The organism is Porticoccus sp. Uisw_050_02 (assembly GCF_047729555.1).
GTDB lineage: Bacteria > Pseudomonadota > Gammaproteobacteria > Pseudomonadales > Porticoccaceae > Porticoccus.
The window spans coordinates 448,579-462,033 of sequence record NZ_CP159825.1; the positions used below are offsets into that span (position 1 = coordinate 448,579).

10 protein-coding genes, 2 tRNA genes and 1 pseudogene are annotated in these 13,455 nt (G+C 42.4%); 12 read left to right on the plus strand and 1 reads right to left on the minus strand.

The features are described from left to right. The first annotated feature begins 7 nt into the window (after positions 1–7). From ABXT41_RS02130 to ABXT41_RS02155, 6 genes and pseudogenes are all read left to right on the plus strand, one after another. Positions 8–1,468, plus strand: coding sequence for a hypothetical protein (locus ABXT41_RS02130; RefSeq protein ID WP_415391192.1), 1,461 nt, complete (start codon positions 8–10; stop codon positions 1,466–1,468). Positions 1,469–1,719: 251 nt separating this feature from the next. Beyond that, on the plus strand, positions 1,720–2,301 hold the full coding sequence (locus tag ABXT41_RS02135; RefSeq protein ID WP_415391193.1) for a class I SAM-dependent methyltransferase: 582 nt from the start codon (positions 1,720–1,722) through the stop codon (positions 2,299–2,301). After that, positions 2,301–3,602, plus strand: a complete 1,302-nt coding sequence (locus tag ABXT41_RS02140; protein WP_415391194.1) for a hypothetical protein — start codon at positions 2,301–2,303, stop codon at positions 3,600–3,602. Before ABXT41_RS02135 ends, ABXT41_RS02140 begins: the two co-directional genes overlap by 1 nt. 4 nt (positions 3,603–3,606) lie before the next feature. Continuing rightward, positions 3,607–4,521 carry a glycosyltransferase gene (locus ABXT41_RS02145; RefSeq protein ID WP_415391195.1) on the plus strand — a complete coding sequence of 305 codons (915 nt, stop codon included), beginning with the start codon at positions 3,607–3,609 and terminating at the stop codon, positions 4,519–4,521. Positions 4,522–4,535: 14 nt separating this feature from the next. Continuing rightward, positions 4,536–5,468, plus strand: coding sequence for an NAD-dependent epimerase/dehydratase family protein (locus tag ABXT41_RS02150; protein ID WP_415391439.1), 933 nt, complete (start codon positions 4,536–4,538; stop codon positions 5,466–5,468). Beyond that, positions 5,464–5,622 (plus strand): annotated as a pseudogene (locus tag ABXT41_RS02155) (phosphomannomutase); the annotation flags it as partial. The gene ABXT41_RS02150 and the pseudogene ABXT41_RS02155, both read left to right, overlap by 5 nt. Before the next feature lie 436 nt (positions 5,623–6,058). Here the strand turns inward: ABXT41_RS02155 and pgi are convergent. After that, a complete protein-coding gene (gene pgi / locus ABXT41_RS02160; RefSeq protein WP_415391196.1) occupies positions 6,059–7,666 on the minus strand; it encodes a glucose-6-phosphate isomerase in 1,608 nt (535 codons plus the stop codon). A 219-nt stretch (positions 7,667–7,885) separates the two neighbouring features. On the opposite strand from pgi, the gene ABXT41_RS02165 reads away from it, so the two are divergent. From ABXT41_RS02165 to ABXT41_RS02190, 6 genes are all read left to right on the plus strand, one after another. Beyond that, positions 7,886–7,962: transfer RNA gene (locus ABXT41_RS02165), tRNA-Arg, on the plus strand. A 156-nt stretch (positions 7,963–8,118) separates the two neighbouring features. Further along, a tRNA-Arg gene (locus ABXT41_RS02170) sits at positions 8,119–8,195 on the plus strand. A 183-nt stretch (positions 8,196–8,378) separates the two neighbouring features. Further along, positions 8,379–10,715: an efflux RND transporter permease subunit gene (locus ABXT41_RS02175; RefSeq protein ID WP_415391197.1), complete on the plus strand. Its 2,337-nt coding sequence runs from the start codon at positions 8,379–8,381 to the stop codon at positions 10,713–10,715. Positions 10,716–10,791: 76 nt separating this feature from the next. Beyond that, on the plus strand, positions 10,792–11,616 hold the full coding sequence (locus ABXT41_RS02180; RefSeq protein ID WP_415391198.1) for an outer membrane lipoprotein-sorting protein: 825 nt from the start codon (positions 10,792–10,794) through the stop codon (positions 11,614–11,616). Positions 11,617–11,621: 5 nt separating this feature from the next. Beyond that, positions 11,622–12,851 carry a hypothetical protein gene (locus tag ABXT41_RS02185; RefSeq protein ID WP_415391199.1) on the plus strand — a complete coding sequence of 410 codons (1,230 nt, stop codon included), beginning with the start codon at positions 11,622–11,624 and terminating at the stop codon, positions 12,849–12,851. Between the two features lie 37 nt (positions 12,852–12,888). Continuing rightward, positions 12,889–13,443: a flavodoxin gene (locus tag ABXT41_RS02190; RefSeq protein ID WP_415391200.1), complete on the plus strand. Its 555-nt coding sequence runs from the start codon at positions 12,889–12,891 to the stop codon at positions 13,441–13,443. Positions 13,444–13,455 lie beyond the last annotated feature (12 nt).

Genomic DNA, 13,455 nt, shown 5'->3' on the forward strand with positions numbered 1-13,455 from the left:
TTTCATCATGGCACCCATGCATTCAATCGCTCAATTTCAAGATAAGATAAAAGCACATGTATCTGCAGGTAATCTTGATGCAGCTTTGTATTCGATACATCGTTTGGTTGATCAAATTTTTTGCGAACCGATTAACACTGCTCAAATTTTTGGTTCTAAATTACTAGATGATTTATGTCAAGAAGTTGGTGCTGTTAATTTGTATAGATTGAGAAACGGTAAATTTCCGTTGCCAGATAATGATAAGCAAGCTGATAACTCAGAAAATGTAGTTGTTTATGTGGTTAGTAAACTCCAAGCATCTGGGGGGCATACGGCAGTTCTTGCAGATATTATTCGTTTGGCACCTTCAACACGAAGCGTCATATTGGTCACTGGAGTTGGCGGCCTAACTGACCAAGAGTCTATTCAGCACCGATTCGATTCTATTCAAAATGTGTCCTTTGAATATGCTCCTCGTGGTAAATATATCGACAAACTTGATTGGCTACAACGAAAAATTTTAGCGTTAAAACCAACTGGTGTATGGCTTTTCAATCATCACCAAGATAGTGTTGCTGTAGCAGCTGTTCAACCTGATGCTGGGTACCAATTGCATTTTTATCATCATGGCGATCATCATTTATGTCTTGGTGTGCATTTAAGTTATGCGGACCATGTTGACATTCATCCTATGGGCTTTCATTACTGTAGAGATAAGTTAGATATAAAAGGTAATCGTTATTTACCTATGGCAGTTAAGGATATGGGCATGCGCCCTGAGTCATTGCAGTTTAAATATGGTTCAAACCTAGTGACTTGTACGGCTGCTGGTTTTAATAAAGTTGAGGTTCCTTATTTTATTCAGTACGTTGATGTAATACCCGAACTGCTGCATGCCTTTGGTGGAAAGCATATTCATATTGGTCGATTAACCGCCATGGCATTGAGGCGAATTCGTAGTAACTTGCGTCGATTAGGGGTGCCTGAATCAAATTTTGTGTATATTCCTTTTGTTCCTAGTGTGTGGAAAGCATTGCATGAGTATCATGTTGATCTATACATTACATCTTTTCCATATGGAGGCGCACGCACTCTAATAGAAGCAATGGGCGCTGGTGTACCTGTTGCTATTCATAGTCACTGCACATCCAGATTGCTGGGGACTTTTGATATGGCTTACGAAAGTGCATTGGTATGGAGAAATCCAAATGAGATATGCGATTTTGTTCAACATGTTAATGTAGCTACATTGAAAAACCTCGGTAAGATGGCAAGGAGCAGATATTTGGACTTTTATAGTGAAGATATCCTTAAAAACGCACTAGCCGAAGATGCTGCCCCCTTAGCGGCACCCCCTTTGTATGAGGGCTATACCCCAGACAATTTACAGCAGGCGCTGGATATTTCAAATCAAGTTTCTTGTGTAGGTGCAATTAGACGTTTTCTTTATCGCACCTATCGCAGATGGAAGTCTTTTGTTGCATGACTTTTGAAAAATTAAGCTATTGGGTTTGGATCAGATGAGTTCAGCAAAAAGCACTAGCGCTATTTATTAGATTGAGGGGCGGGAGCTTCCTTCAGCGGATTAAGAAGCTCGAGGTCTGCGGATTGTACCGTCAGACCTGGCGTGGAACCTTTAGTCTTTATTTGGCGGCCTTCTTTAATAAGTTGTAGTTGGTGTTGCGCCATATTCCAAACTATGGTTACATCATGGCTTGAATTTCTGCAAGCTTAGACATGGTCAACAATCAAGCGTATTTTGAATATCTAAAAAAGAGATCCCTTATGGGGAGGCTCTATCGTCGTTTTTTCTTATATCCAAGGATCAACAGTCTGCTCAAGGGGCGAGTCTTGGACGTTGGTTGTGGTATCGGCGACATGCTTAAATACCGGCCGGGCTCTGTCGGGGTCGATGTCAACGAGTTTAATATTGAGTTTTGTAGGTGGCGTGGCTTAGCGGCTCAATTGATGCCATTTGATCAGTTACCATTTGATACGGCTAGTTTTGACTCGCTGCTGCTTGATAATGTGCTCGAGCACATCCTCGATCCGGTGCCCCTCCTTAATGAGATTAAGCGCGTGATGCACCCCGATGGCTTCCTGGTGATCGGTGTTCCAGGTCTGTATGGACAGCTCTGCGACTCTGACCATAAGGTCTACTACAACGAAGATAGCCTAACTGAATTAGCAGACAGGTTAGGCTTCACCATTGAAGAATTTCTGTACACCCCGTTCATTAAGTCAGTACTTCTAAGTCAGACAATTAGGCAGTACTGCATTTACTCGCGTTGGACGCTCAAGCTCCAAGATAAACAATAATGCGAAGTCCTCTCACATTAGTAGTCGGTCAAAGGCTCTGGCAAGGCTGTGCTGGCCTGGTAACCGTAGCGGTGATTACCTCAACCCTGAGCCATGAGCAGCAGGGTTGGTACTATACATTCATCAGTATCGCGGCACTCTACTCAATCTTTGAGATGGGCCTCTCGGCAGCGTTACTTCAGCTTAGCGCTCACATGTTCGTTAACCTCCATTGGCTAGATGGCGGCCGTGTTGGGGGCGATGGGTCCGATAGGTTTCAATCCTTCTTATCAAGTTCGGCCAGGATGTACCTATTCATGGCGCTTTTATTTGTAGTCCTGGCGTTCCTGGTGGGTAATCATTTATTTAGTCAGCGTCAGTCGCCAGGCATGAGTATACTGATGTGGATGGGGCCTTGGGTTGCGCTTATCCTGCTTACGGGTGCCAACATGATGACCCTTCCATTCCTGGCGATTGTGGAGGGCACGGGAGAGGTTTCCGAGGTGTATAAGGTTAGACTCGTTCAGGGTATCTTGGGCGCCCTACTTACTTGGGTAGCCTTATCTTCAGGAGCATGGCTATGGGCTGCGGTCATGATGCCATTTGCGGGGTTTTTGGTGGTGTGTTGTTGGTTGCTATTTAGAAGGGTTGGCTTAATTTGGACGGTGATCCGGACGCTCAGCGGAGATGAATTTGATTGGCTCTCCACTATATGGCCACACCAATGGCGGCTGGGGCTGCATTGGGTCTGCGTTTTTTTTATGTCTCAGCTGGCAACTCCTATACTTTTCTACTATCAAGATCCAGTTGTCGCAGGTCGAATGGGTTTGTCGCTGACCGTTGCACATATGTTGGGAATCATTGCTCAATCATGGATTGCGAGACATGTTCCCATGATGTCACAGGCGGTTGCAAGACGTGAATGGCTAATCCTTGATCATATCTTCAGGCGTGATTTTATTCAATCCGTATGTGTTTTTTTATTAGGTGCGATGGCGTTAGTCATTATATTTTTGCTACTGATGGATACCCCTTATATTAGTCGGCTGCTCCCATTCTGGGAGTTTGTTGGGTTATTGGTTTTTGTGTTTTTTTATCATATCAATGGTGCGCTATCCGCCCAGTTAAGGTCGTTTAGGCGTGAGCCATTGGTCTGGGTTTCGGTCGTAGGAGCATTGCTGATTTTACCTGGATCGATACTGCAGGCCCATTCAACATCATCTGGGGTGGTGCTAGTGATGCTCGTTGTTCAGAGCTTAATTGTGTTCCCGTTATCTTTAATACTTTGGCGTCACTATAATCAGCTATGGAGAGAGGGCTAACTTTATGGATGCTAAAATTGCGGTTCTTCTTGCTGCGTACAATGGTAGAGCTTTGATTGACTATCAGATCAGCTCGATCCTCGCCCAGAACTCGGTCGATGTTTCCTTATTTGTGAGTGTCGACCGCTCAGATGACGGTACCGAGCAGTTCATTGACCAGCTCTCGTTGGGCGAGGGTCGTATCCGTATCCTGCCTCACGGTAAAGGCTTTGGTGGTGCTGGCCCCAACTTCTACCGGTTAATCCAGGAGGTCAACTTCTCTGGGTTCGACTATGTTGCCTTTTCTGATCAGGATGATATTTGGTTTCCGAATAAACTCTTGAGGGCCTGTGAGGCATTAACAAGATCTGGTGCTGATGGCTACTCGAGTAACGTGACCGCGTTCTGGCCTGATGGTCGTCAGGTATTCGTTAACAAGTCACAGCCGCAGGTGCGCTGGGACTTCTTGTTCGAGGCGGCTGGTCCTGGTTGTACCTATGTTATCTCGGCTAAGCTCGCGTTTGAGCTGCAAGCTTTCATTATTGAGCATCATCAAAAAATGCAAAAAATTGCACTGCATGATTGGTTTACTTATGCCTTTGCTCGGTCGAGGGGTTATCGTTGGATCATCGATGAGACTTCAGGGATGCATTACCGTCAGCACGCAAAGAATCAGGTTGGTGTTAATTCTGGCTTTAGCGCTTTTAAATCGCGCCTTAAGAATATTTTGAGTGGCTGGGCGATAAGTCAGGCAGCACTTATTGCGGATACCTTAGGTTTAGCTAAAAAGGCGCCTGTACGTGATTGGTTTACTGAAACACGTTTAGGGTATCTAAGGCTGATGTTTAACGCTTTTTCCTGCCGTAGAAGGTTTAGGGATCAGTTACTTTTTTTAGTGATGTGTATGTTAATGGTCATTCTAGGGCCAATTAAGTCGTGAGTCATTTAAAAATGATGGTGACCGGTGCTTCTGGGTTCGTGGGCCGTGCATTGGTTAGCGCCCTGGTTAAGGATGGTATTTACGTTAGCTGCCCTGTTCGGCCTAGAGCTCAAGTTTTGCTTAATTGCGTTGATTTTCATGAGATTGATGGTATTGGTGCATTCACTGATTGGGATGAATCCTTGCAGAGCTGTTCGGTGGTTGTGCATGTGGCAGCACGAGTACATGTGATGAACGAATCAAGTCAGAACCCGCTTGAAGCTTTTAGAATGGTAAATGTTGAGGGCACTAAAAACCTTGCAAGGCAGGCTGCGTCTTCTGGCGTAAAGCGATTTATTTATCTTAGCTCGGTGAAGAGTTGTGCAGAGACCTCGATGATTGGTTCCCCGCTTACCTATAAATCAGAGATGCATCCGATGGACGCTTATGGGGTGTCTAAGATGGAGGCTGAGGTAGCCTTGGGCGAGATTTCTAAAGAGACGGGCATGGAAGTTGTCATCATTCGATCCCCATTGGTTTATGGCCCTGGCGTAAAAGCAAACTTTGCGGCACTTATTCGTTTTATTAGACTGGGTTTTCCTTTGCCATTTGGCGGCCTATCAGGTAACAGAAGAAGTTTTGTGGGTATTGGTAATCTGGTTAGCTTTATCCAGACTTGCATTGAGCATCCGGCGGCGGCTGGACAAACTTTTTTGGTGAGTGATGGAGATGACATGTCAACAAAAGTCCTGATAGAGCGATTGTCGAAGGCGATGGGTAAGGCCGATAGGTTGTTTTATGTACACCCATTGTCGCTTAAGTTTATATTGATATTGATCGGTAAGCGTTCTTTTTTTGATCGGTTAAATGGTACGCTTCAAGTCGATATTTCAAGAAATTTAACGTTGCTCGGATGGAAGCCACCAGTAAGCGTTAACGAGGGATTTCTGAGCATGCTCAAATATTAAAGAGCATATGCGTAAAGAAAACGCCATTTATAGGGATGAAATGAGCGCCCATTATTATTTTAGAGATTTTGCATACTGCGATAGCGGCATGATTCCTTGGTTATTGGTGTGCGAGTTAGTGTTAGGCACTGGTAAAACACTCTCAAGCTTGGTAGTCGCCAGCATACGTTAAACGTAGTGGATGCCAACAGCGGTATGCTCGCCAAGTGGACACGGTTAATTCAACTACAGCAGGGCTGGTATCACGGTGCAGTCGCCAAAGTTAGTCAGGTCTGCGCTTCAATCAACCAAGACCCTCAACTGAACACCATCGCTTGCTTGGTGGCCAAGCCCTCAATTCTATCAAATCTTAAGTTGCTTTGCCTCTTAAGCGAGTCGAGGCGACGCTTCATTGACCGTTTAGGGCTGGCGATTTGTCTCGTTCTGTTTATTTTTTAAGGTGGTACGGATGCGGGCACTAGTCACTAGGGCTACTGGGTTTGTAGGTCATGCATTGGTCGATAACTTAATAGGTCAGGGCATCCAAGTGTTAGTGTATTGCTGATTAATCATTATGAAATACAGTCAGTATTCGCTGGACAAAAGCGGTCTCATGATGATGTGTGTTCTTTTATATAGAGGGAAAGATATTGTGCTGAGGTATCAATAAATTCAAGGCTCTTGTTGGTATCTAGCAGGTTTTCTGTCATTTTTTTCCCTAACTCTACGCCCCATTGATCAAAGGAGTTTATGTTCCATATACTGCCCTGGATAAAGGTTTTATGCTCATAAAGCGCTATTAACGCACCAAAACTTGAGGGCGTCAGCTCATCAATTAAAAGCGTATTGGATGGATTGTTGCCTGGCTGTTTCTGATACATAGGTAGTTCTTCATTTGACCTTCCTATCATTAATGCAGATGACTGGGCAATGAGGTTACCTAATAGAAAATCATGATGTTTTTTATTGCTCGTTTTATCGTTAATAAAGCCAATAAAATTTACAGGTACAAAATGGCTGCCTTGGTGCAATAGTTGGAAAAATGCATGCTGTGCGTCTGACCCCGTCTTGCCCCATATTATTGGGCTTGTTGCATACTCTAATGATTCGTTATTAAGGGAGACAGATTTCCCATTACTCTCCATTTCAAGCTGTTGAAGATATGCTGGAAACAGTGATAAACGCTCGCAGTAGGGGATAACTGCACACGTATGTGCATTTAGAAAGTTGTTATTCCAGATACTTATTAATGCGAGCATAACAGGCAAATTATGCTCGTAGGGGGCGGTATTGAAATGGATATCCATTTCACGTGCACCGTCTAGCATATGAGTGAAATTATCATGCCCTATATAAATAGACACTGATAACCCAACGCTAGACCATAAAGAGAATCGTCCGCCTACCCATTCCTCAAATTCAAGAGTTCTTGAGGGGTCAATGCCATATGATGCGGCTTTTTGTTTGTTCGCTGTTACAGCGATCACATGGGTGGAGGACTGTGGGTTTTTTAAGCCTAAAGATTTTTGCAGCCATCTCATGGTAGTGTCTGCATTCAGCATTGTTTCCAGTGTTGAAAATGACTTACTCGCAATAATTACAAGGGTGGTCTCTGGATCAAGAGTCTTGATGGTTGCTAATATTTCAGAGCCGTCGGCATTTGAGATAAAATGTATATTGATTGATTCATGCGCATGAGCCCTGAGGGCTTGGCAGGCCATTCTTGGCCCTAAATCAGAGCCCCCAACGCCAATGTGTATAACATCTGTTATGGCCCTTCCTGTGGAGCCCAACCAAGTACCATTTCTGACTTTTGAGCTTATATCTTTGACCTTACTAAGACTGTAGGCGATTTGTCCATAAATGAGCTCGCCTTCGCTTCTGTAGTTATCTTTTTTATGTCCCCTGAGGGCCATATGAACCGCAGATTTTTTTTCTGAAGTATTAATTTTTTCGCCAGCAAAAAAAGCAGCCGTATGATCTTTGAGTAAAGCTTGGTCCGCCAACGAGAAAAGCGAGAGTAGCACCTCTTCGGTGACTAAATTTTTTGAATAATCTAACAAAAAGCCTTTGTGTTTAATCGAAAAGTTGCTATTTCTCAGCTTGTTTTCAGCAAATAAAGTCTCTATGCGCTTTTCTTTCAATAATGACGCATGCTTTGTTAGCTCTTGCCATGCGGGAAGAGTGGTGGGATTTACGTCAAAGTGATTATTTGCCAAGATTAAAGCTCCAAGCTGTCCGATATCATCAGAATAATTCTAGATCTAGAGTTTAAAGCAAAGATTGCAGGTTATCATTAATTTGAGGGTAATTGATGATTAGCACCTTAAAGCTTTTATTGGCCCATTAGGCTCAATGATTAAGTAGACTAATTATACGGGTTGCAACCTTTCAGCTTGACTAAAAAGCGCTACTTTCTTATATTACGCGCCCTTGATGCACTCGTAGCTCAGCTGGATAGAGTACTCGGCTACGAACCGAGCGGTCGAAGGTTCGAATCCTTCCGAGTGCGCCATTCAAATTAAAAGCTTTCCAGTAATGGCAAGCTTTTTTATTTTGATATGAAAGGTCTAGTTTTAAGCTAAGTGGTTTATTTGAGTTTTATATGATCCGTAATGTGCTTAGTATAAGATACCATTTAGTTAGTAGTTGATCGATTGTTTGCCTTAACGCACCCGTAGCTCAGCTGGATAGAGTACTCGGCTTCGAACCGAGCGGTCGAAGGTTCGAATCCTTCCGGGTGCGCCATCTTACAAAATAATATCCTACTTCTGCATGCTAGCCATAGAGCGTTACCCCTAAATTTTTTTGGTGGGTTTTTTCAGTTTTATATGATCCCTAATATGTCTGGTATAAGATGACTAAGAATTTTTTTGATTCTTTCGATTGAGATCAGTAAATCACTAGTCGCACACAGTATGGGGCAAATTGATGGAGCGCTATTTTAAAGCAATAGACGAATTCTCATTACGATTCACTGATAGCGTTATTAGGTACCGTTGGGCCGTTTTATTGCTTGCCATTATTATCACTGCTGGCTTTGGCAGAGGAATGGGGGAATTGGAGTTTGCCTCCAATTACCGCACTTTCTTTTCTGATGAAAATCCTGAGCTTTCTGCCTTTGAAGACCTGCAGGCTACATACACAAAAAATGACAATATTTTGTTTGTTGTTGAACCTTTTTTAGGTGTAGAGAAACAGACTGCATTCACAAACACCACTTTGGATGCGGTAGAGAAACTGACAGCTGAAGCTTGGAAAATACCCTATGCGATTCGCGTAGACTCCGTTACCAATTTTCAATATACCAGGGCAATTGGCGATGAGCTAATAGTTTCAGATCTTGTCATTGATGCCAAAAATTTGTCTCCATCTGAACTGCTTCTTCGTAAAGAAATATCCTTAGATGAGCCATTGTTAGTAAATAACCTAGTCACACCTTCAGGCGGTGTGACGGCTGTTAATGTTGTATTGCAGTATCCAGAAGCTAGCGTGCTAGAGGTACCTGAAGCGGTACTTGCGGCAAGAGAGCTACGCGAACGTATAGAGACAGAGTTTAGCGGAGTCAATATTTCTCTTACAGGCGTTTCAATGCTTAATAATGCTTTTTCAGAGGTAGGCTTACAGGATGCAGGAAGTCTCACTCCTTTGATGTTTTTGGTAATACTGACGATGTCATGGTTGATACTCAGGTTTTTTGCTGGAACTATTGTAATTTTCTTAATAGTTGCTTTTTCTACTGTTGTAGGTATGGGTGCAGCAGGTTTTTTTGGCGTCCAACTCACACCGATATCCATGAGCGCCTCTACAGTGATACTTACCTTGGCAGTCGCAGACTCTGTTCATATACTAATATCTCTTCGTACTCTTATGCGAGAGGGGCTGACAAAATCTGAAGCAATATCAGAAGCTGTACGTCTTAACTTTATGCCAGTTGCTATCACTTCAATCACCACCATTGTTGGTTTTCTTGCGCTCAATTTTTCTGATTCGCCTCCTTTTTGGCATTTAGGCAACATCACGGCTGTAGGTATTTTGGCAGCCTGGCTGTTTTCCATTACGTTGCTTCCGGCAATGATTAGTTTGTTGCCGGTGAGCATAAAAATGACTAAAGAGACAGAATGGACACAAAGAGTGATGGGCTCGTTAGCTGATTTTGTGATATCAAATTTCCGAAAAATATTGGTTGGCTCAAGCTTGATAGTACTTGTTTTTTCTGGATTTATACCGACGATTTCATTCAATGATCAATGGGTGGAATATTTTGATACAAGTATCGAGTTTCGTAGGGAGTCAGACCAGGCGCTTAAGAACTTTGGTTTGTATCCTATTGAGTTCTCTGTTCCTGCACTAAATACTGGGGGCGTTAGTGAGCCCGAGTACCTAAATTATCTTGAAGAGTTCACTGATTTTCTGAGCACGCAACCTGAAGTTCTTCACGTCTACTCTATCACTGATGTCATGAAGCGTTTAAACAAAAATATGCATGGCGATGATGAGGATTTTTATCGCATACCCGATAGTCGTGAGCTGTCTGCCCAGTACTTATTGTTATATGAGCTATCTTTGCCTTATGGGCTTGATTTAAATGATCGTATAAATGTTGATAAGTCTGCAACTCGAGTCACAGCTATGCTACAAAAAGCCAGTACTAGCGAGACAAAAAATTTCTTAGACAGTTCTCGTAAATGGATGGCTCAAAATTTGCCAGAATATATGCAGTCTCAACCTACTAGTGCACAAGTTATGTTTACCTATATTACAGAACGCAATATACATAACATGATATTTGGGACTGGCGTCGCAATTCTAGCCATAGCCCTGATTATGATGATTGCACTGAGGAGTTTGCGATTAGGATTATTGAGCATGATGCCTAATACTTTGCCGCTACTGATGACCTTTGGTGCTTGGGCGTTACTTTTTGGGGAAGTGGGGTTCTCTGTTGCCACCGTTGCTTCTATTTCTTTGGGAATTATTGTTGATGACACTGTGCATTTTTTGTCTAAATATGTTCGCGCTAAAAATGAAAAAGGCCTCTCTGTAGAAGAGTCCATTCGTTATGCATTTTCTAGTGTTGGTATGGCTATTGTTGTTAATACGATCATTTTGATAAGCGGCTTTCTTGTTTTGACTGCTTCGGCCTTTAAGATGAATGTTGATCTGGGGCTAATGACGATTTTTTCAATATTATTTGCTTTGCTGCTTGATTTTCTATTGCTGCCGGCCCTCCTCTTGGTTATTGATATAGAGAGAAAGCGACCCTAAAGATTTGAGTTATAAGTAAATTATACTTGTATTAAGCAATGGCGGTACTGACGTAAACTATTGAGGGATGCTAAAAGTGAACTTAATCAAAAAATATGTTGTAGATATCAGATCAATATTTTTTATCAGCGTTCTTCTAGGGATACAGCTAGATATAGATGCTGTTCTAGCAGAAAGTCTCGATGAAAAAGGCTTTAATCTTGCCGCCAGGTCTGATCGGTCTGATCGAGGTTTTGGTGACAGCGAGACTGAAATGACAATGATTTTACGTAATGCTGCAGGTAAGTCAGCATCTAGAACGTTGCGATTTACAACACTTGAAGTGCCTGATGAGTCTATTGGAGATAAAAGCTTAATATTGTTTTCAACCCCAAGAGATATAGAGGGTACCGCGCTGCTTTCTCACGCAAAAATGCTGGAATCAGACGACCAGTGGCTGTATCTTCCGGCTTTAAAAAGAGTAAAGAGGATCTCTTCAAGGAATAAGTCTGGCCCGTTTGTTGGTTCTGAGTTCGCATTTGAGGATTTTACTGCTAGTGAGCTAAATAAATTCAAATATAACTATCTAAAACAAGAGGCGTGTGGAAGCCTAACGTGTGATGTTATTGAGCGTATTCCTCTTTATGAAAATTCTGGGTACACCAAGCAAATAGCATGGGTTGATAGTGCTGACTATCAGCTTCGCAAGATAGAATTTTATGACCGCAAAGAAAGCTTATTAAAAGAACTTATCTTTGAAGATTATCGTATATATGAAGAAAAGTATTGGCGACCTCATCGCCTGGTAATGAAAAATTTGCAGACAAAAAAAAGTAGTGATTTGATCTATGGTGAATATAAATTTAAAGTTGGCTTGACTGATATTGATTTTGTTAAAGGTCGACTTCCTGGACTGAGGTAGACCACTTGAAAGATTCTTCCTGTCTATTATCAAAATATTTAGTACTGGGTCTTGCCGGGCTCTTCGCCTTGTTGATTGCAAATAATGCGATTTCTGACAACCAAGAATTAGACATTAGCGGTAATGTTGCGTTTCAGCTTCGAGGATTTACTCAAGATGCGTTATGGGCAGATCAAAATTCTAGCGATGTTGAATCTTCAATTTCTGGTGAATGGGAGGTGCGCTGGCGTAGTGAAGATAATAGCCAGCGCGTATCCTTCATACCCTTTGCTCGATGGGATGAAAATGATGACAAACGCTCTCATTTCGACCTAAAAGAAGCTTATTGGGCCTACAAAAACGGAGAAATAGAACTTCTTTTTGGGGTCAATAGAATTTTTTGGGGTGTTACTGAATCTGTGCACCTTGTGGATGTTATCAATCAAACAGACTTAGTCGAAGATCTTGACCAGGAAGATAAACTTGGGCAGCCAATGATCAGCTTGGCACTTCAAAAAGACTGGGGGCTGCTCAGTTTTTATTTGCTGCCTTATTTTCGTGAGCGATCTTTTCCTGGGGTAAATGGTCGTTTACGAGCTGCATCTCCTGTCGATGCTGATAACGCTAAATATGAATCAGGAAATAAAAGAAAGCATCTTGATTTTGCTTTGCGATACAGTCATTACTTCGGTGATATAGACTTGGGGTTGCACTACTTTAATGGAACAAATCGAGATCCTAGGCTAGGGGTGGGTGCTAATAATTCAGATGTGGTTCTCAATTATGATCAAATGGAGCAGATTGGGCTTGACCTGCAGTACACCAGGGGTTCTTGGCTCTGGAAGTTGGAGTCTTTTGTTCGAGATGGATATGAGGAGTCATTTTTTGCTAGCATAGCAGGATTTGAGTATACCTTTTATCAGGTTTTTGAAGGCGCAGGTGATGTTGGGGTGCTTTTGGAGTACCAGTATGATAATCGCTCTTCTTACGAAGCAGCTACTAGTGCTGATAATGATGTCTTTATAGGTGCTAGGTGGGTACTAAATAATATGCAAGATGGATCAATTCTAGCTGGAGTTGTCGTTGATAATAAAACGTCAGAAGCTTTTTATAGCATTGAGGCAGAGAGTCGTCTTAAAGAAGACGTCGTGTTAGAGCTACAGGTAAGATTAATAGCGCATTCAGAGCCAGGCGAGTCGTTCCATCCATTTAGCAGAGATAATTACATTCAATTACAGATTAACCGATTCTTTTAAAGAGTTATTCTTTAGGACATAAGAAGCCGAGATAATAGTGAAAAAAATTGCAATATTTTTTGGAAGTGATGATGGAAACACTGAATCTACAGCCTATCGCATTGCACGAAGGCTTGGAGAAGAAGTAGTTGATGTCCATGACATTGGAGAAGTTACCCAACTAAATTTTCTTGATTACGACAAGTTAATCCTTGGTATTCCTACTTGGGATTTTGGTCAAATTCAATCAGATTGGGAAGAGTTTTGGGATGATATAGAGGCCGTAGATTTTTCTGGCAAGACTGTAGCATTTGTTGGTCTCGGTGATCAGTTTGGTTACGCTGATTTTTTCTTGGATGCCATGGGTTTACTTTATGAGGTGGTTAGCAAAACAGCAGCCCATATAGTGGGTTATTGGCCCACAGATGGCTATGATTACTCTGCCTCAAAAGCAGAAATCAAGCTAAAGAACCATGCTGGAAGACATTTTGTGGGATTGGCGCTTGATGAAGATCAGCAGTCGGAGCTGTCTTCTGACCGACTTAACCGATGGTGTTTGCAAATACATGCTGAGTTTAATCTCCACTCAAATTTTGCTGAGATCAATGACTAGTTGTTCACTCTT

Bases quoted from the DNA above. Each gene is read 5' to 3' on its own strand.
- ABXT41_RS02130 (WP_415391192.1), top strand. From the start codon at position 8: ATGGCACCCATGCATTCAATCGCTCAATTTCAAGATAAGATAAAAGCA.
- ABXT41_RS02135 (WP_415391193.1), top strand. From the start codon at position 1,720: ATGGTCAACAATCAAGCGTATTTTGAATATCTAAAAAAGAGATCCCTT.
- ABXT41_RS02140 (WP_415391194.1), top strand. From the start codon at position 2,301: ATGCGAAGTCCTCTCACATTAGTAGTCGGTCAAAGGCTCTGGCAAGGC.
- ABXT41_RS02145 (WP_415391195.1), top strand. From the start codon at position 3,607: ATGGATGCTAAAATTGCGGTTCTTCTTGCTGCGTACAATGGTAGAGCT.
- ABXT41_RS02150 (WP_415391439.1), top strand. From the start codon at position 4,536: ATGGTGACCGGTGCTTCTGGGTTCGTGGGCCGTGCATTGGTTAGCGCC.
- ABXT41_RS02175 (WP_415391197.1), top strand. From the start codon at position 8,379: ATGGAGCGCTATTTTAAAGCAATAGACGAATTCTCATTACGATTCACT.